Genomic DNA, 23,706 nt, shown 5'->3' on the forward strand with positions numbered 1-23,706 from the left:
TACCGAGGTAGCGTAACACGGGACGGGGACGGCAGCCGGGCCTAGGCCTCTACCAGCCCGATGAAGGCGCTCAGCTGGGCCAGCGCCACCGGGTTGGTCGGCAGGTACTCGACGAGCGCCGGCGAGTAGAGCAGGTAGGCGGCCCACTGCGCCCGCGAGATGGCCACGTTGAGCCGGTTGGCCAGCAGCAGGAACTCGAGTCCGCGCGGCACCTCGTCGGCCGACGACGCCGCGAGCGACACGATCGCGATCGCGGCCTCCCGGCCCTGGAACTTGTCGACCGTGCCCACGGGAACGCCATCGAGACCGGCTGCGGCGAGCTGCTCGCCGATCAGTTCTACCTGCGCGTTGTATGGCGCCACGACTATAACGTCGTCCTGCTCGAGCGGGCGGGTCGTGCCGCCCTCCGTCCACGCCCTGCCGAGTGCGTCGCGCACCAGCTCGACGACGCGCGCCGCCTCCTCGGGCGAGGAGGTCGAGTTGAGGTGGTGATATACGGGGATCGGATGGAGTCCGGGCTCGAGCCCCACGAGCATCCGGTCTTCTGCCTTCGATTCCAATTTGCCCTCGTACGACAGTCTCGACACCGGCGCGCACACGTCAGGGTGCATGCGCCAGCTCTTCGCGAGGAAGTAGCCGAACTCGGGCGGCAGGACGTCGTGACCGTCGCTGAGCCAGCCGAGCGCCGAGACGTCGACGGGTTCCGGATGCGACCCCTGGCTCACCTGGGGAAGCTGTTGGGGGTCGCCGAGCAGTAACAAGCGCTGCGCCGACACGGCCGCGGCGATCGTCGAGGCGAGGGAGAACTGTCCGGCCTCGTCGACCACGAGCAGGTCGAGAGACTCGCGGGGAATCGTGCCGGCGTTTGCGAACGTCCAGGCCGTGCCGCCGATGACCCAGCCGTCGTCTTGCCCGGTGAAGTCGGAGATGTGGGCGGGCGTGCTGAGCGTGACCCACGGGTGGTCGTCGATGTCGCCCTTCTTCGGCTTCTTGCCGATGCGCTCGGGGTCGAGGCCGGCGGCGGCGATCGCGCGCAGCATGTTCTTCACGGTTTCGTGCGACTGGGCAACGATGCCCACGCGCCAGCCGTGGTTCTTCACCAGGTCGGCGATTACCCGCGATCCCGTGTAGGTCTTGCCCGTTCCGGGCGGGCCTTGCACTGCGAGGTAGGAGTGGTCGAGCGTCATCAGGCTGTCGCGGATGGCTGCAACGGTGTCGTCGCCGGCGGGCGCCAGCGTCGCGCGCGGCGGCACGCGGCGAAGCACGTCGAGCGCCGCGTTCGGGAGCATGTCGGGCAGCGCGCCGAGCACTCGGGCGCCCCACTCCTCGATGGCCTCCGGCTGAGGGGTCGCTCGGGGCGGCGCGGGCGGGGTGAGCGCCGCGGGGAGCTCGTCGAACTGGTCGGCCCCCGTCTCGAGCAGCTCCTGGATGACGTAGGTGACGTGCCCCGCCTCCTCGATGATGTCGATGATCTCGCCCTCACTCGAGGCGCGAGCGCCCGGTGAGCGTCTGGCCGAGATCGGCGGCTGCGGGTCTTCGTAGACGAGGTAGGGGTTCTGCTCGGCCTTGAACGAGCTGCCGGGCGACACCGTGCCCGACACCTCGATGATGCGGCGGTCCTTCTTCTGCCGGCCCTCGCGGAACCACGGTTTCACAACCTCCGCGTGTTCGATCACGAGCACGTTGCGCGTGTCCGACCATTCGTCGAGCGGCGAGACCAGCCGGTCGAAGTGGTCCTGCCAGAACTTCTTGCCCTCGCGACGGTGGTAGTCGATCGCCGCGGACGCCAAGGCGATAGCCGTGTCATCCGGCGTTCGCTCCCCTGGCTGCACGTCGGCGACGTGCTGCGACAGTGCGAGGTATACGGGGCTCGGCTCGCGCACGATCGGAAGGTCGAGCTCGAGGTCGCGGGCGGGCGTCGGCGAGATGCCGTTCTCGGACGCGCGCGCGCGCAGCCAGTCGCGCAGCCGCAGCGTCGACACGCAGTCGTACTCGTTGTAGCTGGCGATGGCGTCGAGCTTGGCCTGACCGGCCGCGATATCGCCGTCGCGCATGAGCTGACGGGCGTCGGCGTACTCCGTCACGGAATCGGCCGCGTTGGCCACGCCGCTGCGCTCGCTCGGCATGTAGAGCGGCTCGAGCTTCTTGATGGAGTAGCTGTGCGAGCCGACCCGCACGCTCTTCTTGACGAGCGGATACAGGTCGACAAGCACGTCGTCGCGCAGCAGGTCGTCGACGGCGTCTTCACCGACGCCGTGACGCGCCGCGAGGGAGAGCAGGTGCGTGCGTTCGTAGGCGGCGTAGTGGTAGATGTGCATGCCCGGATGCTTCGCCCGACGTTCGGCGACGTAGGCCAAGAACTGCTCGAGGGCCACCCGTTCCTGGGCATAGTCGTGGGCCCAGAAGGTGCGGAACGTGTCATCCGGCTCGACGAGTCCGAAGAGATAGTCGAGGCCCCACTCGACGGCCGTCGCCCCAGCGCTCGACGGGGCGGCGCTCGACGGGGCGGCGATTGACCCGGCCGTACCCGACTCGGAGTAGAGCGGATCGCCTTCGAAGTCGAAGAAGATGTCTCCGGCGTCGGGAAGCGGCAGCGCTGCGAGGGCCTGGGGGTTGTACACGTCGTACGCCGGCGCGTCGCCGTCGTGGGGTGCCGTCTGGATGCGCGCCTGCGAGCGGAGCCCGGCGAGCGTCGAGGCACTCAGCCCCTCCACCGACGGTCGACCGTCTAGCTGGTCGGGAACCTCAGCGAGCTGCTCGATCGTCGTGATCCCGGCGGCGTTGAGCTTGCGACGCTGGGTGAGCCGCATTCCGGCGACGAGCAGCACGTCGCGATGAAGCTCGACCTGCTGCGTACACGCGGCGCAGCGACCGCAGATCGAGTACCGCGGGTCGCCCCACGGTGTCGCGGCGTCATCCGCGATGCGGTCGTCGAGCATGGTCTGCAGGCGTTCGCGGCGCTTGCGGTAGACCGGAAGAATGTCGCGCAGGGCGTGGGTGCTCGTGCGGCCGTCGCCGAGGATGAGGTGCACGTTGTCGCCGACCTCCACCCCGAGGGCCATCACCTGATCGCTATAAGCGGCGAGCTGCAGCAGGGCGGTGATCTTGGCGCTGCGGGCGAGCTTGGTGTCGTAGACCTCGTACACGCCGTCGTCGTTCAGCATGATGAAGTCGGCGAATCCGAGCAGGCGGCCGTCGAAGAATGTCGCCTGGAACAGCACGTCGGCACCGTCACGCAAAGCCTGCGCCGTGATCGCGGCCGCTTCGCCATACTGGTCGAAGTCGGGGTGGTCGAACTCGACGACCTGCCGCGTCTTTTTCAGCGTCTCGAGCACGCGCAGCTCGTGGGCCGTTCCGAGCAGGCCGGCTCGCACGAGCATGTCGTCTTCGATGTCGTCGACCCGCTCGACCCGGCCGAGTTTCGCGTCGAGCTTGCGCATCAATGCCCACTCGCACTTCGCGGCGGCGGTGAGGTCGCTCGCCGAATAGATGACTGTCGTCGGGTCGATCAGAATCACGGGGCTCCTCGGAACTGGCTCTCGTCAGGCTAGCGCGCACGACCGACCTCGGGATGACCTAGAACGGCATGGTTCCCTCCCCCGGGTACTCGGTGGATTCCCACGCGCTCGATGCGCCGATGTCGGAACCCTGCCGCGGGTCGGGTTTGAGTGCTTCTACGAAGGCGGGCGACAGGCGCCGGATTGGCGTCACCCGTCGGATGCGCCCGCAGGGTGAGATCCACTGCTTGTCGCCGTTAGCAAGCTTGTTCATAGTCCAGCGGGTGTTGTGAACGAGGCGATGGTCGGGTTTGCAGAGCAACGCGGAGTTGTCGAGCGACGTGTCGCGCGATTTTTGCCACTCGTTCGGATGGTGTCCGTCGCTCTCCTGCGGTGTGGCATCGCACCAGGGCCCGGTGCAGGTGCCGTCGACGAGTCGTACCGCCCGCCGGAGCGAGGCGGGCAGAAATCGGAACGTATCGTCGAAGGCCACGACCGATCCGGTGACGGGGTCGGTGAGGAGACGGAAGAACCCGGGCGCATCGGCCACCAGTTTTCGAGCCGTCGCCGGGTCGATCGGCACTTTGCCCTCGAGCGTCGCTGGGGCGGTGTCGAGCCCGAGCAGGGTGAGCACCGGTACCTCGATGTGCACGTTCGCGACGATGCCGTGACCGAGACGTTTGCCGTCGGAGGCCATGGGGTCGGCATCATCGTCGAGCGCGGCACACAGGTCACCCTTGATAAGGATCTCGGTCGCGACATCCGCCCGTCTCTGCGCCAGTGTGCGCGGATCGTCTTTGACCTTCACCAACGCGATGTCGGTGACGCGGTTGTAGATGGCGGCGATGACCTCGTTGGAATCGCGCAGGGTGAGGTACCCGGTGCCGTCTTCACCCAGCTCGATGGAGACGTTGCGGAAGGCGGCGGCCCGCTCGTGCCGCTCCTGCATGGTCTCGGAGTGGATGCGCTCACGCGTCGACACCACCCGGGCACGGAACGCGCTCAGAATCAGAGTCGAGGCGAGCGGAACGAGTTCTGCCTCGAACTCCGCGCGGGACTGTTGTGGGAGGGTCCAGGCGGTCGACGCGATGACCCTGGCGTGCTCGTAACGGATGGCGCCGTCGCCAAGAGCCCCGAGCGTCAGAGGCAGGTCGGCCACGAGGGTCTCGCTCTCGGCCAGCAGGGTTCTCGCGGCGTTCTTCGACAGGTTGAAGGCCGTTGCGAGTTCGGTGGCGAGTTCGGTCTTTGCGCGGTTCTCGATCGACCAGCCCGAATCGGCGCCGCCTGCGGCTCGCAGATGGGATGGCCGGGACTCGTCTTCGGTGCTCTCGTCGGCGGCGATCGTTACGGATACCCGCCGTAGCTCGTCGATGCGGCGGGCTCGCTCGGCCATGGTGATCGAGAGCTGTCGATCGGTGATCTCTGCCCGATCGAGAAACTCGGCGAAAAGCGCGCGGCGCTGCGCGTGTCGCGACGCGGCGTATGGGTTCACCGAACCCGGAAACCTCCCGGGCTCGGCCACCTCGGGCGGTGGTTCGGTGGGCGGGTAGAGACCCGGCGGCACCCCGCCCGGGTCTTCGAATTGCTCGTCTGTTCTCATGCGTTAATTCGAAATCAACCCACCGACATTGCGAGGGCATTCGAGGCGAAAAAGGGCCCGTTTCGGGCGGCCTGTGGAAAAGGTTTCGAAAATCAGTGGACTGGCGCGAGCGGGCGCCGATACTTCAGCATCGTTGCACGCTATCCCCTACCCTCGACTTCATGATCGCGATCCGTTCCGCGTCCGAGGTCCCCTGGGCCGACCTCGAGCGAGTCTTCGATACGCCGGGCGATCCGCGCACCTGCTGGTGCCAGTACTTCAAGGTCACCGGCGCCGAGTGGGAGGCCACCGCCGCGAAGGCCCTCGCGCCCAGGCTGCGCGAGCAGACCCGCCGCGGTGATCCGACCCCGGGCCTCATCGCGTACGTCGACGACGAGCCGGCCGGATGGGTCGCCGTCGAGCCGCGCGGCAACTATCCGCGATTGCAACGCAGCCGCATCGTCACGACCGGTTCCGCGCAGGCGTGGGGCGACGCATCCGTCTGGTCCGTCGTCTGTTTTGTGGTGAGGCGCGACTTCCGGCGCCGAGGTGTGAGTTCGCGGTTGCTCGACGCGGCCGTCGAACACGCGAAGGCCGGGGGCGCGCGGGTGGTGGAGGGCTATCCGGTCGATCTCGCCGGGATCACCGGCTCCCCTGCCGGCTCGCTCTATCACGGCACCGTTTCGATGTTCGAGGCCGCGGGGTTCGAGGAGATCGCCGTCCCCGACCCGGCGCGACGAGTGATGGCTCGAGTACTCGCCGACCGCTAGCTAACGCAGTCGCATGACTCAAGCGTCAGCCATGCGCTACAAGGCGTCGTCTGTCTCGAGTTCGCGCGCCGCGTCGAGTTCGGGTTGCAGCGTCGCTCTGTCGTCCGCGGACAACGGCGTCTCCCGCACCTCGGCCAGGGTCGCGCGTGCCGCCTCCGCCTCGCCAATGCGAAGCTGTAACTCGGCGAGGTATACCAGCGCGGGCACTCGTTCGACCGGCCCGGCGTCGGAGTATCGGGCGAGTCCGGCATCCAGAATTGCGATCGCGGCCCGCTCGTCGCCGCGAGAATCTCCCTGTCTCGCTGCGTTCTCGAGCACGCGCGCCATGCCCTTCGGCGTCTCGTGCTGTTCGGGTTCGCCGGCTCGAACGACCCGGAGCCAGTTGCCGCCCGGGTCGATGACGCTGAACCCCCCGGATGTGCCCTGCTTCTTGCGCGGACGAGTGATGCGCGGGATGCCGGTAAAGGGCAACCTGCCGAGTCCGGTCCGGAGGCCCGCCGCGAACGCTTCGAACAGCACGTCGGTGTCGGGTGTGACGATGAGAACGCTCGCATACGAGCTCGCCGGGTCGAACCCGGCCATCTCGAACAGGTGGATCCCGATATTGCCCCGTTCCACCACCGCGGTCGCGTAGGGACGCTGCTGACGGTACGTGCACTCGAACCCGAGCAGCCGGTAGAACTCGACCGACTCGTCGACCGAACGACACGGGAGGAGCGGTACCGTCCGTTCCACGCTATCCAGCTTCCTCGATGCGGTAGCGGAAGCCTCGAGCGTGGAGCGCCCGCCGCACCAGCAGCTCGGGCTTGGTATCGCGGCCGCGGTTGCCCAGCATCGAGGTGCGCGTCGCCGCGTTCGTCGCCCAAGACATGCGACAACGCTAGCGCCGGCGGCGCGCTGCCTCCAGCCAGTAATTCGTGAATCCCGCGTCATCCGGGTTCAGGTTCGTTCCGGGCGGCACGATCTGGTCGATGCGGTCGAGCGTCTCGGTGGTGAGCTCGAGCGAGGCGGCGTCGAGCTGGGACTCCAGCTGCTCCATCGTGCGCGGGCCGATGATGGCGCTCGTGACACCCGGGTGGCGCAGCACGAAGGCGAGAGCGAGGTGCACGAGCGGCACACCGAGGTCGTCGGCCAGTTCGCCGAGCGCCGACGCCGCGTCGAACTTCGCGGCAATGCCCGGCTTCGAGAGATCGTACCGGCCGGGATCGCGATCGCTGCGGTGAGTCGTCGGCAGGTCCTGCCCGGCACGGAACTTTCCGCTCAGCCAGCCCCCGGCGAGTGGGCTCCAGACCAGCGTGCCCACGCCGTGCCGCAGGGTCGTCGGCAGCAGGTCTGCCTCGATGCCGCGGGCCAGCATCGAGTAGGGCGGCTGCTCGGTGACGAAGCGGGCGGTGTGATTCTGGCGGGCACTCCACTGTGCTTCCACGACCTGCGAGGGCTGGAAGGTCGACGAACCGATGTAGCGCACCTTGCCCTGCGTCACGAGGTCGCTCAGTGCGCCGAGGCTCTCGTCGATGTCGGTGTGCTCGTCGGGGCGGTGCATCTGGTAGAGATCGATGTAGTCGGTGCCGAGGCGGCGCAGCGAGTCTTCGACCGCGCGCACGATCCAGCGACGCGATCCCCCGCGGTAGTTCGGCTGCTGTTTCATGCCATTGAAGAACTTGGTCGCGATCACCAGATCGTCCCGTTTGCCGGCGATGGCCTTGCCTACGATTTCCTCGGACTCACCGAACGAGTAGATGTCGGCCGTGTCGATGAAATTGATACCGGCATCGATCGCCCGATGGATGACACGGATGGAGTCATCGTGATCGCGGTTACCCCAATCGCCGAACATCATGGTTCCGAGGGCGAGGCGGCTGACCTCCACTCCTGTGCGGCCGAGGTGAGTGGTGGGCTGAGGTACGGTCTGCTCTGACATGGTCTTTACGCTACGCCCGAGGCGCGCGAGATGCGCTGGACGTGTCATCCGAAAGACTGAGATTGTAACGAGTCTGCGCGAGGCTGGCGCGGCGTGGTGAATGCTCAGACTCGTTATCTAGAGTTGAACACGGATTGCTCGTGCCGCGAGAGTTGCCGGGGGTGACGCTTTCGGAACAGGTCCGCACGACCTTCGTTACTTTTGGGGACACAGACACACATGTTCGACAACGGATCAACCGACTACGAGCCCGACCGCAGCAGGCGCAACATCGTGCGCGGTTTCGGCGGACTCGTCGTGGCCAGCATCGTTGCCGGCCTGCTCGTCGCCACCAGCCTCGCGCCGATCGCCGCGGTGACAGGTGTCACCGCCCGCGACGGTCTCGACGCCTTCGACGCTCTGCCGAGCGAGATCAGCCTCGGCGACACCGCCCAGCGCAACACGATCTACGCCACGCGCGACGGTCAGCCGGTCAAGATCGCCGAGGTCTTCGACCAGAACCGCGAAGACCTCCCGTGGGACCAGGTCTCGCAGTTCCTGAAGGATGCCGCCGTCGCCGGCGAAGACCACCGCTACTACGAACACGGCGCCGTCGACCCCAAGTCGCTGGCGAGGGCGGCGTTCGGCTACTTCACCAACACCGGCGACTCCGGTGGATCGACCATCGCAATGCAGCTGGTGAAGAACATCCGGGTGCACGAATCGCAGCAGCTTCCCACCGAGGAGGAGCGCAAGGCAGCCTACGTCGAGGCCATCGACAAGTCGCCGACCCGCAAGGTGCAGGAGATCCGTCTCGCCATCGCGCTCGAGAAGAAGTACACCAAAGACGAGATCCTGCTCGGCTACCTGAACGTCGCCGGCTTCGGCCGGGCGACCTACGGCGTCGAGGCGGCGGCGGAGCGCTATTACTCGTCGTCGGCGAAAGACGTCACGCTCGCCCAGGCGGCCAGCCTCATCGCGACGGTGCAGACCCCCGACTCGTTCAACCTCGGTGATCCGGCCAACTACCCGAAGAACCAGGCGCGTCGCGACCTGATCCTCAACAACATGCTCGAGTACGGGTACATCACGCAGGAGCAGCACGACGAGGCGATCACGACCCCGATCGAGTCGTACGTGAAGCTTTCGAACCCGACGCAGGGCTGCCTCTATGCGTCGGACGCGCAGTTCTTCTGCGACTACGTGTTGCGCAGCGTGCCGTACCTCACCGCCCTGGGCGCAGACGCCACGGAGCGCGAGGCCAACTGGAAGCGCGGCGGCTACGAGATCCACACGAGCCTCGATCTGAATCAGCAGGATGTCGCGCAGGCGCAACTGAACGCGCGGGCGCCCGCCGAAGAGGCGAGATTCGAGTTGGGTGCAGCGGCTGTCGCCCTGCAACCCGGCACGGGCAAAATCCTCGTGATGGCCCAGAACAAGTCGTTCAACAACACCCCGCAGGCCACGGCAGCTCAGACTTCCATCAACTTCAATACGGACCAGGGCTTCGGCGGGTCGACCGGCTTCCAGACCGGGTCGACCTACAAGATCTTCACGCTCGTCGACTGGCTCAAGGCCGGCCACACCGTCCGGGAGTCGGTCAACGGATCGGAACGGGTCATCCCGGCCAACCAGTTCAAGTGCAACGGGGTAGCCGGTGCCGGCGATGCGTTCGACGTCGGAAACGACACCCCGGGTGAGGGCGGCAACCAGTCCGTCCTGTCGGCGACCGCCCGCTCGGTGAACGGCGCGTTCGCGAGCATGGCCCAGAAGCTCGACCTCTGCCAGATCCGAGATGTAGCGGTGTCGATGGGCGTTCACCGTGCCGACGGCGGCGAACTCGACGTGTTCCCGTCGTCGATTCTCGGAACGAACCAGATCGCGCCCATGACCATGGCTGCCGCCGTGTCCACCATCGCCGCCAACGGTGTCTACTGCGTTCCGACCGCTGTCGACCGCATCGTCGACACCTACGGCAAAGACCTCGGCGGTGAGACCGCTCAGTGCGCGCAGGTTATCGAGCCGAACATCGCGGCGACGGCCGCATACGCGCTCGAGGGCGTTTTCACGACCGGCACCGCGGTGTCGGCGAACCCCCGCGACGGCGTCGCGATCATGGGCAAGACCGGAACCACCGACGGTTCGTACCAGAACTGGTTGATCGGCTCGACGACCAAGGTCGCCATCGCCGTCTGGGTCGGCAACATCAGGGGCAACCCGGCGAAGGCGACCACCAAGAACCCCGGCGGCGAGCAGAGCCTCCGGCGCATCACGGTGGCGAGAAACAACGGCGCCAACATCAAATTCGTCGTGTTCGAAGAGATGCTGAAATCGTTCAACGCCAACCCGGCATACGTCGGTGCCGACGATTTCCCCGCGCCCGACCCCGCCCTCGTGAACGGCAAGGGCAAGGTCACACCGCGCGCTGACGGCGACTAAGCCGTTCCCACGGCCCGCACGTGATAGAGGCTCGCCGCAGTCTCGAGCACGTCGAGCACGAGTGAGAGCGATCCCGCCGTCATGGCGTCCGCGTTCGCGTCGAGGTCGAAGGACCCCGACCGCCCGCGGGCGATGGCGCCGAAGGCAGTCCAGCTGCTGCGGATCGCCACCGCGGCGTTCGGCACCTCGGTGAATTCCGCCACGACGGTGGCCGCGACCTCGATCTTCCTGCCGAGACCGACCGGCAGTTGACGGGTCACCGGGTTGGCGTCGCCGAAGACCGCGGCGTGAACCGTCTTCCAGTCGCGTTCCTGGCGCGGGAGTGACTCGAGCACGCCGCCGAGCGACGTCGCGAGCCGGTCGGAATCGCGGATGTCTCCCCAGACCTCCGAGAGCAGCCGGGTTCTGCGTTCGGTCGGATCGTCGGCCTCGAGCAGCCAGATGGCGATGGCCGCGGATTCGAGGGACGAACGCAGGAGCGCGAAGCGGGTGGCGACGGATGTCACGTCGACCAGCTGCTCGGTCGCGGCGACGAACGTGTGGCGGGCCAGCTCGGACAGTCTGAGGGGTGCCAGCGCCGCGTCATCGCTCGCGAGCACCGAGGTCGGTGCGACCTCGAAAAACGTGGTCTCACGCAGGCCGGCGAGAAACGCGCGGCGGTCCGCGAGTTCCGCGTAGACGGGGGTCAGGTCGGTCATGATCAGCGGCCTCCGCCGCCACCTCCCCCGCCGCCACCTCCGGAGAACCCCCCGCCGCCCGTGCCGCCGAAGCCGGAGCCGAACGAGCTGCCGGTGGCGCCGCCGCTCTCCCAGGTCGGCGCCGTGTACGAGATCGCGCCGGACGAGCCGCGCAGCGCCGAGGTGAGCGCGAGGGCGGTGAAGCCGTTGTTGCTGACGAACCAGTCGGGCTGCACGTCGGCCTCCGCGGCGCGGATCTCCAGCTCCTTGCTCCACTCGTCTTCGACGCCCCAGATCACGGCGAACGGCAGAAGCTTCTCGTAGAGCTTCACGACCTGCTTAGTGTCGCCCACGTCGACGCGTTCCGCGCCATCCGGGCTCTGCAGCATGCGGAACCGTTCCTGTTCGGCGAGCTTCAGGTACACCTGCATGCCGAGCAGGTAGTCCCTGGCCTCGGCGCCGAGGGGCGTCAGGTGCCCCTTCCGTTGCACGAGCAGCGCCGCGACGACCGCCGCGACGATCGAGAGCAGAATGGATGCGAGGGGCCAAGGTGCGAGGGAGTACGCGCCTATGGTGGCGATCTGGTTCACGACCGCCACGGCGAACGCGAAGACGGCGAGCACGGCGAACGCGATGCCGCCGAGTGTGAGCGGCAAACGGAGTCCCGACGTGACGACGGCGGCTCGCGCCGCATCGGACACGGCGAGCACCGAGCTGCCGAGCGACTCGTCGCCCGGCGTGAGCTCACGCACCGCACCCGGCTCCGGGTCCGTGCCGAAGACGGCGACGAGCAGGCTGCGCTCGAGGTCGTCGGCGCCGTCGGAGGTGATGTACTGCAGCGTGTACTCGGCGTCGCCCGTGGTGACCGGATAGTCGAGGATGCGCAGGTTCTTGCGCACGGCGAGACTCACGAGTTGCGCGGGGATCGCGGTGGCGCCGCGGTCGACGAGGTGCGCGGCCACCATGACGTTGACGTTCTTCGGCGCGGAGTACTGCGGGATGATCGTGCCCCGCCCGCGGGCACCGTTTCCGCGCCTGACCCGGGAGACGATCGCGCCGACGAGGAGCGCCAGGGCACCAACCCCGGTGATGCCCGAGAGCAGGTTCGACCACCAGGGTGCCGGAGTATCGACCGACGGCACGCGCGGCACGGGCTGGGTCTTCGCGCCCTGCACGAAAGTTCCCTCGGTGAACCCGACGACGACGGTGAGCGTCTGCTCGGCGCCGAGGCCGGTCTCGTCGGCGGTGAAGAGCGTCGCGCCGGTGGCATCGGTCGCGCTGGTGAGGGCGCATCCAGTGGTCTCTCCCTGGGAACCCCGGAAACACGCGGTCTCCCCCGTGAGCGTGCCGGTCAGGGCCGGATCGACCCGCACCGTCGACGACACTCGGTCGAAGGGTTGGGCGAAGCCGGTGCCGTTGACGTCCCAGTAGAACTCGTCGTCGCCCTGGTCGGCGAAGGTGCCGACCACGTTCTGCATGGAGTAGCTGATCACGTAGGTGTTGGAGCCGTAGACGTAGTCGTCGGTGCCGAGGTTGAGCACGAGGAACTCGTCGCCCGGCACCTCCTCGTAGAAGACCGGCGCGCCGTTCTCGTCGACGACGGAGGTCACCGTCGGGTTGAGGGCCGCGCGCTGGTACCACCGCGGCAGGGCTCGCACGATGCCGCGGTTCTGGTCGTAGTCCGGAAACTCGGCGACGATCGTCTCGGTGACCTGCACGACCGAGGTGCCGTCGGCGGCCTGGCTCAGCGCGTAGTCGGCGTCGAAGAGCGAGAACTCGAAGTCCGAGGTGTCGGCGACGGCGGGGGTGGTGGCCCCGGCCACGAGGGCGGCCACGCCGATCAGGGTGAGCAGGACTCTGGAACGTGAGCGCATGGCTGCGAGCCTAGACGAGCGGCCGGTAGTGGCGGATGACACTGGACAGAGCCGTCAGCCCGGTGCGGCGTTCGATCTCCACCCGCTGCAGCATGGGAGGCTCCGTCGGCGTCAGCTCGATGCGGCACTCGAGTTCGCCGCTGATGCCGGTAATCGACCATGCCACGTGTGCCTCACTCGTTGCCCAGATCAGACGGTCGCCGATCGGAGCGGCGGAGGCCGTGAGACCGCCGATCTCGTCGATGAGTGTCGCGAGCCGGGACGCGCGCACGTCGGCCGGCACGTCGCTCAGCAGGTTCGGGCTGAAAAGCGACTCGGCGACCGTGATGTCGCCGCCGGCACGCACGGCCTCGTCGATCGCGGTCGCCGCGGCGACCGTCTGCGGCCACAGCGTGACGTCGCGGGCGGGCGGGTCGAGCTCGTCGAGCACAGCGCGCAACATACCCGCGGCGGCGATGCCCGGCTTCACCCCGTTCGTGTTGGCGAAGACCACGACGCCGATGCCCGACTCCTGGTGCCAGCGCATGTTCGACGACCAGCCGGGCAGGCCCCCTGAGTGCTGGGCGATGAGGCCGAAGCGCACGTCGTTCTCGACCATCAGGCCGAGCCCGTAACCGATGCCCTCGAGCTGGGGTTCGGCCGGACGGTCGGCGGGTGCCGGCATCGAGGTGTGGATGCGCTGCATCAGGCGGCGTGACGCGCGGCTGAGGACCGTGTCATCCGAATTTTTTCTATCGAACGCGCTCGACAACCAGCCGCTCCACGCGGCGATGTCGGAGACCGTGCTGAACATGCTCGCGGCGCACCCGCCGATACCGGTGCCGACGACGGGGCGGTCGAACCAGGAGGCGCCCTCGTCGAAGGTGCCGAAACCGTGGGCGATGCGCGTCGCGTCGGACTCGGGGTAGTCGCCCACCGAGTATCGCGTGTCGGCCAGGCCGAGCGGCTCGAGCAACGTCGTTCTGGCGAAGTCTTCGAACGACTGCCCGCTCACGTTCTCGACGATCACGCCGAGCAGCCAGAAGCCGATGTTGGAGTACTGGTACCCGAAGCCCGGCGTTCCGGCGAAGTGCAGGCCGCGGGCGATGATCGCCAAAAAGTCGTCGCGCGACAGGCCGAGTTCGTGGTCGGCCCAGCCGTTGTCCTCGGGCAGCGCGGACGAGTTGCTCATGATCATCCGGACGGTGACCGGCATGGGCGCACCGAACGCGTCGACCGGGTCGGTGAACTCGGCGACGTGATCGGAGACGAGGTCGTCGAGCGCGAGCAGGCCGCGTTCGGCGAGCACGAGCACGGCCGCCATTTCGAAGCTCTTCGACATCGACGCGATGCGGTAGACCGTGTCGACCTGGGGGGTGCGGCCGTCGAGCTGGAACTCGCCGATCCCGTGCTGGAAGACGACTCCGCCGCGATCGAACACGGCGTAGTTGATCGAGGGGGTCACCACCTCGCGCTCGTCGAACCAGTTCGTGAGCGTCGTGGCGAGGGCGGCGGGGAGTTCGATGGGGGAAGGCACCCGTCCAGTGTGTCCTAATCCGGTGTGTCCTATTGCCGTCGCCGGGTGGGCGCTACCGCCAGTCGACGGCCCGCGGGCGGATGTTGTGGTTCTGGTCGAACAGGTTGAACGGGTCGAGTTCGGCCTTGACCGCCTCGAGTCTGGCCAGCGTCGCGGGCGGGTACATCAGCGGTGTCGCCACGTCGCTCGTGAGCATAGAGAAGTTGCCGTAGAGGCCCTGCAGGTGCGGCAGGAGGGAGTCCCACCCCGACTGGTACGCCGCGACAGCCTCGTCGGGTGCGTCGGGCGGGAAGAAGGCTGCGGAGATGACGAGAACCTCGCTGTCGCGGTATGCGAAGGCCGTGGCATCCGGCTCGACCCGGTTGAACGCGCCGCGCAGGTACCGGATCATCAGCACCGACGAGGGCGTCTTCGCGAAGACGCCGGCGAGGTCGTTGATCGTGGCGTCGTCGAACTCGGCCGCGAAAGCGTTGTTGTTCACCATGCGCACCCCGTCGGGAGCGTGCGCCTCGGCGAGGATCTCGGCGTAGGCGGTCGCCGCGACCGTGTTTCCGGTAACCGCGCCCAGTTCGAGCAGCGGTGCGATCGCGGCGTCGGCCGCCTCGTCGTCGGAACCGGCAAAGCAGACGGTGATCTGCGGCCCGCCCTGCATGCCCGGAAACGAGGGCATCCAGAGGAACGTGGTGTTGAGTCGCTCGGGAGCCTCGCGCATCACGTCGCGCCAGCCGCGCAGCAGCGTCGCGAGGTCGTCCGGTTCGAACTGGATGGCACCCGCGACGACGCCGTCGAGGTGGTGTGCCCGAAAGGTGAAGCTCGTCACGATCCCGAAATTGCCGCCCCCGCCGCGCAGCGCCCAGAACAGGTCGGCGTTGTCGGTCTCGTTCGCGGTCACGACGTCGCCGTCGGCGAGAACCACGCGCGCCTCGACGAGCTGGTCGAGGGCGAGGCCGTGCTCGCGCACCATCCAGCCGAAACCGCCGCCGAGGGTGAGGCCGCCGACGCCGACGGTCGAGGTGTCGCCGGAGCTGATGGCGAGGTCGTGGTCGCGCAACGCGGCGGCGACCGCTCCCCAGGTCGCGCCGCCACCCACCCGCACGATGCCGTCATTGAGCACATCGATGGCGGCCAACAGCGAGAGGTCGATCACGACTCCCCCGTCGTTCGTGCCGTAGCCGCCGCCGCTGTGGCCGCCGCCGCGGACCGAGAGTGTGAACCGGTTGTCGCGCGCGAAGTCGACGGCCGCGGCGACCTCGTTCTCGTCGACCGGTTGGACGACGATCGCCGGGCTGCCGGCCCGGGCAAACACGGTACTGGCACGGGTGTAGTCGTCGTCGCCGGGAAGCAGAATTCTGGTCGTACCGAGGTCGTCGAGCTCGTAGGTTGTCATCCGTGGCCTCCTCACCAGCCTCCGATTTTTCCGGCCGCGGGCCCTCGTGGTCAATCCCCCGGCGACGGCTGACAGAATCGAAGTATGAATCGCATCCCCGGAGCCGTCGTCGCGGTGAGTCGATCGTCCAGCCACGACTTCAGCAAACCCACCGCGGGAGCGATCACGCTGGTGGAGGGCTGGGGTGTGGAGGGTGACGCGCACGCGGGGGCGACCACCCAGCACCTCTACCTGGTGAAGAAAGACCCCACGCGGGCGAACCTCACCCAGGTGCACCTCATCCAGGAGGAACTCTTCGCCGAACTGGCCGACCGGTTCGTTGTCCGGCCCGGAGAGCTAGGCGAGAACGTGACCACTAGCGGTGTCGACCTGCTCACGCTTCCGCTCGGCACGCGACTCCACCTCGGCGACGACGCGGTGGTCGAGGTGACCGGGCTGCGCAGCCCGTGTTCCAAGATCAACGCCTACCAGGGCGGCCTGATGAAGGCTCTCGTCTCGAAAGACGGCGACGGGCAGATAATCCGGAAGTCCGGCGTGATGGGCATCGTGGTCACGGGCGGAGTGGTGATGCCGGGCGACCCGTTGCGGGTCGAACTGCCCGAGGGCGAACACGTCGCCCTCGGTGTGGTCTAGCCACCACTGGCAAGGGCGCCGGTCAAGGCGCACAGTTGACTCATGACTCCCGAAGACGCGGCCGCGATCCTTCAATTGCGCCCGAACGCCACCGCGGGAGACGTCGAGCGGGCCTTTCGCGCCCGCGCGAGGATGCTGCACCCCGATCGGCTCACGGGCGCATCCGAAGAGCAGGTCGCGGCCGCTGCCGAGAAGTTCGCCCGCCTGACGGAGGCGCACGAGGTGATGCAGCATGCGATCGCCGACGCGCCCATCATCGCGACGATCGAACCCGACGGGCCGCCGCCGAGCGCGCGCTGGCTGATCGTCGGCTGGCTAGGGGTGATGCTCGTCGCGGGGGTGATCTCGTTCTTCGGCGGGGCCATCCCGTACTCGACCGCCGACGTGGTGCTGCGGCTGCTCCCCCTCGCGGCCGCGGCGACGGCCTTCGCGCTGACCGGTCGCCGGGTCTACTACGCCGCGACGGTGGCGCTGCTCGCCGCGAGCGTGCTCATCACCCTCGCCCTCGCCAGCTTCGGTTCGCTCGTGGCACTCGGGCTGCTGCTCGTGCCGGTCGTCGGGCTCATGGTGCAGGGACGGAAGGTCGCGGCGTACCGCGCCTAGCCGCGACGCCAGTCGTCGGAGACCAGGTGGGATCCGCCCTGCGGACCCATCTGCAGCATGCCGCCGTCGGCCACGAACGACGCCCCCGTGACGTAGCTCGACTTCGCCGAAGCGAGGAAGGTGATGACATCGGCGATCTCGCGCGGGTGACCGGGGCGGCCGAGCGGGATGCCAGGACGGTGCGTCTTACCCGCGTCGTCCGCCTCCGCGTTGTTCATGGGGGTCGAGATCTCGCCGGGGGCGACCGAGTTCGCGGTGATGCCGAACTCGCCGAGCTCGAGCGCCAGCGACTTCATCAGTCCGCCGAGACCGTGCTTGGCCGCGTCGTAGGCGCTCGAGCCGACCCGCGGCTGGTGCTCGTGCACGCTCGTGACCGCGATGAGACGTCCGCCCGACGCGGCATCCACCATGATCTTCGCCGCCCGCTGGAGGCACACGAACGCTCCGTCGAGGTCGGTGGCGATGATGTCGCGCCAGTCGTCGAGACCGAGTTCGAGGAACGGCGTGTGCTGGCCGAGCCCCGCGTTGTTGACGAAGACGTCGAGGCCGCCGAGGTCCGCTGCCAGCGCGTCGATGACGTCGCCGCAGGCCTCGAGTTCGGAGGTATCGAGCTGGCTCACGAAGGCGCGCCGACCCTCGGCACGCACGAGTCGCGCGGTCTCCTCGGCGCCCTCTTCGTCGGAGTGCCAGGTGATTCCCACGTCGAGACCGTCTTCGGCGAGTGCGATGGCCGTCTCGCGGCCGATGCCGGAGTCGGAACCGGTGACGATCGCTAGGCGCGGCAGGAATGAGGGGGCAGGGTTATCAGACATCTGTCGAGCATCTCTGAGCGTCGCCGTCACACGCAAGGCCTTGCGCGCGTAGGCTTAACCGATGGCCGTGAACAACCACATCCCCCGCGGTCGGGCGAGTCTCGAAGTGCTGCGGGCCGAGGCCCAGCAGGAGCGGGAGACCATCGTCGAAGAACGCCTGATGAGCGGCGAAGATCCGTGGGCGTTTATGGAAGAGCTGCCTTCCGTGGACGAGCTCGTCGTCTACCTGCTGCGAGCCGATGCGATCAACGCCAACGACGGCCGGCGACCCTCGCCGACTCGTGAATACCGCGTTCTGCGGCAGATAGCGCTCGAGCATCCGGGGCTCACCAAGACCGTCTGGCGCCTGCTCGGCGACAACGGACCGTTGGCGCGGGAGTACTGGTAATCCGACAGGCTCGATCCGCGATCCGATGTCGTGGGGCCGTGGGACGATTGAGCCATGTCGTCTGACGCCGCCCCCCTCGTCGACGTGCGCGACCTGGTGCGGCTCGTGGGTCAGGGCGCCTTCCAGCGCGGCCGCGAATACGCGCGCGACGGCGCCGTCTCCGAGATCGACTGGGACGAAGAGTCCGGCCTGCTCTCGAGCACCGTTCGGGGCTCGCTCGAGAACCCCTACCGCTGTCACGTCGAACTCGCGCCGGCGCGCGACGGCTACCACCGCCCGGTGAGCGGCAACTGCTCGTGCGCGGTCGGCTCCAACTGCAAGCACGTAGCGGCGACGCTGCTCGAGTGCAACACCGTGCACCTGCGCGAACCGATCACGTCGATCGCGGGGGTGTCACGCGGCAGCGATCTGGCGAAGAAGCCCGAACCCATCGCGGCGGCGGTGTCCGACTGGAAGACGGCGCTCGGGTCGCTCATCGAGCCGTCGGTGGCGTCGGCGCTCGGCCTGATCAGCACCGAGACGCCGCTCGCGCTGCAATTCGAGCTACGCGAACAGACTCCGCGTTCGCGCGACCGCTGGCGCGGGCCCACGGCGACGACCGCCACGAGCCGTGAAGAGGGCGTGCAGTACCGCCTCGGTGTGCGACCGGCGATCCTCAGCGCCGCGGGCAACTGGGTGCGCGGCAACGTCACCTGGAACTCTCTCGGTTTCCAGACCAACCGCCTCACGCTCAACAGCGAGCACCAGCGCTGGTTCGCCCAGTTCGCCGCGCTCTACCGGGCGACGACGCGCGACGTCTACACCGGCCAGGACACCGACTGGATCTATCTCGACGAATTCCACAGCGACCTGCTCTGGCGACTCGTCGCCGACGCCCGACGCATCGGGGTCGAATTCATCGGCTCGAAGAAAGACGCTGCAGTCCGGGTCGGCGCGGTCGCCGAGGTGCGCTTGGACGTTGCGCGAACGGATGACGCGGCTCTCGCCCTCTCGCCGGTGCTCACCATCGACGGCTCGCCTCTGCCCGTCTCCGCCGCCGGTGCCCTCGCCGACCACGGCGTGTACACGACCGAGTTCGGGCCGACGGTCATCACCCTCGCCCCGACGGCCACACCGCTCAGCCCCGAACAGCGCGCGCTGCTCGGGCGCGAGAGCGGCGTCGTGATCCCGTCCGGCGACGTCGACGAGTTTCTCACCAACTACTACCCGTCGCTTCGCCGTTCGATCGACATCTCGAGCACCGACGACTCGGTCGACCTGCCACAACTGGTGCCGCCGACCCTCGTGCTCGCCGTGAGTTTCGGCCGCAAGCAGTCGCTGAAGACGAAGTGGACGTGGGAGAACGCCGGCGACGCGGCCATCGAAGCGGCCATCACCATCCGCGTCGTCGACGTGCTCGACGAGCTGCCCGTCGCGACTACCCTGCAGGGTCTGGCCGCGGCCGAGTTCAGCACGCAGGTGCTGCCGCTCCTCCAGAAGATCGACGGCGTGCGCGTAGAAATCACGGGCAAGCAGCCCGACTACCGGGAGCTCACCGAGGTGCCCACCCTCGTCGTCACCACCGTCGAGACCGAGCAACGCGACTGGTTCGACCTCGGCGTGCTCGTGAGCATCGACGGCCGCAAGGTGCCGTTCGGGCCGCTCTTCACCGCGCTGACCAAGGGGCAGAAGAAGCTGCTGCTGGTCGACAACTCCTATCTGTCGCTGCAGCAGCCGGTGTTCGAGGAGTTGAAGCGGCTGATCGACGAGGCATCCGCCCTCGCCGAATGGGAGACCGACGCGCCCAAGATCAGCCGCTATCAAGCGAGCCTCTGGGCGGAGTTCGAAGACCTCGCGGATGAAACGCAGCAGGCGGTCTCGTGGCGCGCCACCGCGGCCGGGCTGATGGCGGCCGACGGGGTGGAGTCGACTCCCCTGCCGGCCGGCGTGAACGCATCGCTGCGGCCCTACCAGCAGGAGGGCTTCGACTGGCTCGCGTTCCTCTGGCGGCACGGGCTCGGCGGCGTGCTCGCCGACGACATGGGGCTCGGTAAGACGCTGCAGACGCTCGCCCTCATCCAGTACGCCAAGGAGCACACGGTCGCTGAGCCTGTCGAAGGGACGCTTCGACAGGCTCAGCGGCCGTTCCTGGTGGTGGCACCGACCTCGGTGGTGGGCAACTGGGTGGCCGAGGCCGAGCGTTTCACCCCGGGGCTCGTGGTGCGCGGCATCACCGCGACGAACGTCAAGAGCAGGGTCCCGCTGGCGAAGCAGACCGAGGGTGCCGACGTGATCGTGACGTCGTACGCGCTGTTCCGGCTCGACTTCGCCGCCTACCAGGCCGAGTCGTGGGGCGGGCTGGTGCTCGACGAGGCCCAGTTCGTGAAGAATCCCGCGTCGAAGGCCCACGAGGCCGCGCTCGACCTCGCGGCCCCGTTCAAGCTCGCGATCACGGGCACCCCGATGGAGAACAGTCTGATGGACCTCTGGTCGCTGTTCCAGATCGTGGCACCCGGGCTGTTCCCGTCGTGGCGACGGTTCACCGAGGACTACATCAAGCCGATCACCTCGGGCGCCGCGAATGAGTCGGAGCGCGCCGCACAGTTGCTCGCCCAGTTGCGCAGGCGCATCCGGCCCCTCATGATGCGCAGAACCAAGGACCTGGTCGCGAAAGAACTGCCGGCGAAGCAGGAGCAGGTGCTGCGCATCGACCTGTCGCCGCGCCATAAGACGCTCTACGACACGTTCCTGCAGCGCGAGCGCCAGAAGCTTCTCGGCCTCATCGAAGACATGGACAAGAACCGGTTCATCGTGTTCCGGTCGCTCACGCTGCTGCGGATGCTCTCGCTCGACGCCTCGCTCGTCGACGAGATCTACAGCGACATCCCGTCGAGCAAACTCGACGTGCTCTTCGAGCAGCTGGAGGACGTGATCGCCGAGAACCACCGCGCCCTCGTCTTCAGCCAGTTCACCAGCTTCCTGAAGAAGGCGGCGGGGAGGCTCGACGCGCAGGGCATCGCCTACGAGTATCTCGACGGCGCCACCCTCAAGCGCGCCGACGTGATCAAACGGTTCAAGCAGGGCGACGCGCCCGTATTCCTCATCAGCCTCAAGGCGGGCGGGTTCGGACTCAACCTCACCGAGGCGGACTACGTCTTTATGCTCGACCCGTGGTGGAACCCTGCCACCGAGGCGCAGGCGATCGACCGTACCCACCGCATCGGCCAGACCAAGAACGTGATGGTCTACCGCATGGTCGCGAACGGCACGATCGAGGAGAAGGTCATGGCCCTCAAAGACCAGAAGTCGCGCCTGTTCGACGCCGTGATGGACGACGACGCGGTCTTCAGCGCCGCCCTCACCGCGGACGATATCCGAGGCCTGCTCGAAGGCTGACGGATGCCTCGACTAGCCTGAAGCAGTGAGCAACGACTACCTACGCGCCCCTATCGACCCCAACTCGGCACAATCGCTCGAAGCCGGTGGTCTCCGTCTCGATCTCGTCGACACGGCGGACGCGGAACAATTCGGCTCGTGGCTGCAGGCCGAGGCGCGCGGGTTCCACGACGGCGCGGCCAGCGACGAGACGATCGCCGGCCAGGTCGCCGGCCTCGCCTACCGCCGCACCACCGGCGTCTGGGACGACACGGCCGCGGACGCCGCATCCCCGGTCGCGACCGTCAGCTCGTGGTCGACGCCGGTCACCGTTCCCGGCGAGCGGGCCATCGACGCGTGGGCTGTCAGCGCCGTCACCGTGGCGCCCACCCACCGCCGCCGCGGCATCGCACGCGCGATGCTCGAGGCCGAGCTGCGCACCGCCCGTTCGCTCGGTGTGCCGCTCGCGATGCTCACGGTCTCCGAGGCCACCATCTACGGCCGGTTCGGATTCGCCCCGGCCGTTATGGCCGCCGACTGGAAGATCGACACGCGGCGGGCACACTGGACCGGCCCGACGCCCGACGGGCGGCTCAACTTCATCACCGTCGAGCAGCTCAAGGAGCAGGGTCCCGCGATCGTCGAAAAGGTGCGGCTGCAGTCGCCGGGCGAGATCGAACCGTGGCCGCTGTTCTGGGATCGCGCCCTCGGACTCACGGGCAGCGAGGCCGAGCGCCCCAAGAACCTGCGCGTCGTCCGGTATGACGACGCGGCCGGAGAACCGCAGGGCTTCGCGACCTATGTGGTCAACGAGGTGGCCGGCGACGTGTTCGGCCACTCGCTCGAGGTGCGCATCGTGTCGACCGCCACCGATGACGCCTACGCCGGCATCTGGCGCTACCTGATCGAGATGGACCTCGTCGGCGACGTCATCGCTCCCCTGCGCGCGGTGGACGAGGCGTTCGCGTGGCAGATCTCCGACTTCCGGGCCGCGACGAAGACCAGGCAGCGCGACCACCTGTGGACGCGCATCATCGACGTGAAGGCCGCGCTGGAGGCGCGCCGCTACAGCGCGCACGGTTCGATCGTGCTCGAGGTGAGCGATGCGCTCGGTTTCGCCGAGGGGCGCTTCCTGCTCTCGATAGCCGACGACGGGACCGCGCGGGTGCGCGACTGGCCGGGCGCCGCCCCCGACAACGCGGCGATCGTCGCACTCGGGGTGAGCGAACTCAGCGCGCTCTACCTCGGCGGAGTCTCGGCGGCGACCCTCGCCCGAGCCGGCCGCATCACCGAACTGCACGCCGGTTCGGCCAGTGCGATCGACGCGTCGTTCCGCTCGCCGATCACACCGTGGCTCTCTATCTGGTTCTAGCGCCTACTCGGCGCGCATGAACCACGGCGGGTAGACCGCGACGCGGGTGGAGTAGTCGGACGCTTTGACGATGGCCTTCACGGCGTCGCGGGCGCGGTCGTTGGCGACTCCGATGAGCGAGACCAGTTCGATCGGGAACTCGTCTTTGACGAGGTACTCGGCCGCCAAAATCTGCACGGAGTCTTCTTCGGCGCGCAGTTTGCGCAGCACGCGGTCGCCCGCCTCGCGGGTCGTGGCGAACCGGGTGAGGGTGTGGGCGGCGTCGCCGTCGGTCACGACGATCGCGGCGTCGCGCTCGTCGGCGTCGGCGTCGTGGGCATCGACGACGCTCTGCACCGAGCTGACCAGGATGACGTAGTCCGACGGGATGGCCTCGCGGATGGCGTCGGACAGGCGTGGATCGGCGACCCGCTCGCGCACGCTCACCCAGACGCTCGACGTGGGGCTCAAGAAGAACGGCACGTAGCTGGCGACGCTCGCGTCGTTCTCGTCGGAGACGACGATGGTGCGGCGTGACTCGCGGGTCTCGGCCGACGAGATGTCGACGGCCGGGCGGGACTCCCACGTCTCACTCGCGTCGGCGAGGAGGCGGCCGGCGCTCAGGATGCTCGCGAGGTTGTCGACGTGCGTGACGTGGTAGATGCGCTGGTCCCCCACCTCGACGGGCGGGTTGCGCAGCGAACCCGCGGCAGCAGGCTTGCGCGGCGACGTAAGCGAAGAGGCGCGCGGGCGGGTCACCCGGGGCTTGGAGACGACGGCCACCGCGACATCCGGCACCGCCTTCGGGAAGCAGGCGTCACAGAGCCCATAATCGAGTCCGTGGATGCATTCCTCGCCCAAATCAAAACCTTTCGTTGTCGTGGAACAGTCCACCTGTCAACGTTACGCGGGTTTTGGTCGGAGTG

The 23,706-nt window shown here is 68.0% G+C and carries 18 protein-coding genes; 7 read left to right on the forward strand and 11 right to left on the reverse strand.

The window, feature by feature from the left end; genetic code table 11:
• Positions 1-41 precede the first annotated feature (41 nt).
• Both IEV96_RS03615 and IEV96_RS03620 read right to left on the reverse strand, forming a co-directional pair.
• Positions 42-3,518 carry an AAA domain-containing protein gene (locus IEV96_RS03615; protein ID WP_188509325.1) on the reverse strand — a complete coding sequence of 1,159 codons (3,477 nt, stop codon included), beginning with the start codon at positions 3,516-3,518 and terminating at the stop codon, positions 42-44.
• A gap of 58 nt (positions 3,519-3,576) precedes the next feature.
• The gene (locus tag IEV96_RS03620) at positions 3,577-5,097 is read right to left on the reverse strand and encodes an HNH endonuclease signature motif containing protein (RefSeq protein WP_188509326.1); all 1,521 of its coding nucleotides are present in this window, start codon (positions 5,095-5,097) and stop codon (positions 3,577-3,579) included.
• A 161-nt stretch (positions 5,098-5,258) separates the two neighbouring features.
• Between IEV96_RS03620 and IEV96_RS03625 the strand changes: the two genes are divergently transcribed.
• Positions 5,259-5,846 carry a GNAT family N-acetyltransferase gene (locus IEV96_RS03625; protein WP_188509327.1) on the forward strand — a complete coding sequence of 196 codons (588 nt, stop codon included), beginning with the start codon at positions 5,259-5,261 and terminating at the stop codon, positions 5,844-5,846.
• 36 nt (positions 5,847-5,882) lie between these two features.
• Here IEV96_RS03625 and IEV96_RS03630 read toward each other — a convergent pair whose 3' ends face one another.
• The 3 genes from IEV96_RS03630 to IEV96_RS03640 are packed head-to-tail and all read right to left on the reverse strand — an operon-like array spanning position 5,883 to position 7,767.
• Positions 5,883-6,581: a bleomycin resistance protein gene (locus tag IEV96_RS03630; protein WP_188509328.1), complete on the reverse strand. Its 699-nt coding sequence runs from the start codon at positions 6,579-6,581 to the stop codon at positions 5,883-5,885.
• A 1-nt stretch (position 6,582) separates the two neighbouring features.
• On the reverse strand, positions 6,583-6,717 hold the full coding sequence (locus tag IEV96_RS03635) for a PDDEXK family nuclease (protein WP_188509329.1): 135 nt from the start codon (positions 6,715-6,717) through the stop codon (positions 6,583-6,585).
• A gap of 9 nt (positions 6,718-6,726) precedes the next feature.
• A complete protein-coding gene (locus IEV96_RS03640; RefSeq protein WP_188509330.1) occupies positions 6,727-7,767 on the reverse strand; it encodes an aldo/keto reductase in 1,041 nt (346 codons plus the stop codon).
• A gap of 219 nt (positions 7,768-7,986) precedes the next feature.
• On the opposite strand from IEV96_RS03640, the gene IEV96_RS03645 reads away from it, so the two are divergent.
• A complete protein-coding gene (locus IEV96_RS03645; RefSeq protein WP_188509331.1) occupies positions 7,987-10,185 on the forward strand; it encodes a transglycosylase domain-containing protein in 2,199 nt (732 codons plus the stop codon).
• On the opposite strand, the gene IEV96_RS03650 is transcribed toward IEV96_RS03645, so the two are convergent.
• Genes IEV96_RS03650 through IEV96_RS03665 form a run of 4 tightly spaced genes read right to left on the reverse strand, consistent with a single transcriptional unit; the run spans position 10,182 to position 15,639 of the window.
• Positions 10,182-10,883 carry a hypothetical protein gene (locus tag IEV96_RS03650; protein ID WP_188509332.1) on the reverse strand — a complete coding sequence of 234 codons (702 nt, stop codon included), beginning with the start codon at positions 10,881-10,883 and terminating at the stop codon, positions 10,182-10,184. The two genes, IEV96_RS03645 and IEV96_RS03650, sit on opposite strands and share 4 nt — an antisense overlap.
• A 2-nt stretch (positions 10,884-10,885) precedes the next feature.
• On the reverse strand, positions 10,886-12,736 hold the full coding sequence (locus tag IEV96_RS03655; protein WP_188509333.1) for a DUF2207 family protein: 1,851 nt from the start codon (positions 12,734-12,736) through the stop codon (positions 10,886-10,888).
• A gap of 10 nt (positions 12,737-12,746) precedes the next feature.
• Positions 12,747-14,252: a serine hydrolase domain-containing protein gene (locus IEV96_RS03660; protein ID WP_188509334.1), complete on the reverse strand. Its 1,506-nt coding sequence runs from the start codon at positions 14,250-14,252 to the stop codon at positions 12,747-12,749.
• 52 nt (positions 14,253-14,304) lie between these two features.
• Positions 14,305-15,639, reverse strand: a complete 1,335-nt coding sequence (locus IEV96_RS03665) for an FAD-binding oxidoreductase (protein WP_188509335.1) — start codon at positions 15,637-15,639, stop codon at positions 14,305-14,307.
• An 84-nt stretch (positions 15,640-15,723) separates the two neighbouring features.
• Between IEV96_RS03665 and IEV96_RS03670 the strand changes: the two genes are divergently transcribed.
• Positions 15,724-16,272 (forward strand): MOSC domain-containing protein, encoded by a 549-nt coding sequence (locus tag IEV96_RS03670; protein WP_188509336.1) that lies wholly within the window; start codon positions 15,724-15,726, stop codon positions 16,270-16,272.
• A gap of 42 nt (positions 16,273-16,314) precedes the next feature.
• On the forward strand, positions 16,315-16,875 hold the full coding sequence (locus tag IEV96_RS03675) for a J domain-containing protein (protein ID WP_188509337.1): 561 nt from the start codon (positions 16,315-16,317) through the stop codon (positions 16,873-16,875).
• Here the strand turns inward: IEV96_RS03675 and IEV96_RS03680 are convergent.
• Positions 16,872-17,687, reverse strand: coding sequence for an SDR family oxidoreductase (locus tag IEV96_RS03680; protein ID WP_188509338.1), 816 nt, complete (start codon positions 17,685-17,687; stop codon positions 16,872-16,874). The genes IEV96_RS03675 and IEV96_RS03680 overlap by 4 nt on opposite strands.
• Before the next feature lie 61 nt (positions 17,688-17,748).
• Between IEV96_RS03680 and IEV96_RS03685 the strand changes: the two genes are divergently transcribed.
• From IEV96_RS03685 to IEV96_RS03695, 3 genes are read left to right on the forward strand one after another with little or no spacing between them, the layout of a single operon-like run.
• The gene (locus tag IEV96_RS03685) at positions 17,749-18,075 is read left to right on the forward strand and encodes a tryptophan synthase subunit alpha (protein ID WP_188509339.1); all 327 of its coding nucleotides are present in this window, start codon (positions 17,749-17,751) and stop codon (positions 18,073-18,075) included.
• A 54-nt stretch (positions 18,076-18,129) separates the two neighbouring features.
• Positions 18,130-21,450 carry a DEAD/DEAH box helicase gene (locus tag IEV96_RS03690; RefSeq protein WP_188509340.1) on the forward strand — a complete coding sequence of 1,107 codons (3,321 nt, stop codon included), beginning with the start codon at positions 18,130-18,132 and terminating at the stop codon, positions 21,448-21,450.
• 25 nt (positions 21,451-21,475) lie between these two features.
• Positions 21,476-22,801: a GNAT family N-acetyltransferase gene (locus IEV96_RS03695; RefSeq protein WP_188509341.1), complete on the forward strand. Its 1,326-nt coding sequence runs from the start codon at positions 21,476-21,478 to the stop codon at positions 22,799-22,801.
• Positions 22,802-22,804: 3 nt separating this feature from the next.
• Here the strand turns inward: IEV96_RS03695 and IEV96_RS03700 are convergent, their stop codons facing one another.
• Positions 22,805-23,641 carry a DarT ssDNA thymidine ADP-ribosyltransferase family protein gene (locus IEV96_RS03700; RefSeq protein WP_188509342.1) on the reverse strand — a complete coding sequence of 279 codons (837 nt, stop codon included), beginning with the start codon at positions 23,639-23,641 and terminating at the stop codon, positions 22,805-22,807.
• Between the last annotated feature and the right edge of the window lie 65 nt (positions 23,642-23,706).

It is taken from the genome of Conyzicola nivalis (assembly GCF_014639655.1).
Lineage (GTDB): Bacteria > Actinomycetota > Actinomycetes > Actinomycetales > Microbacteriaceae > Conyzicola > Conyzicola nivalis.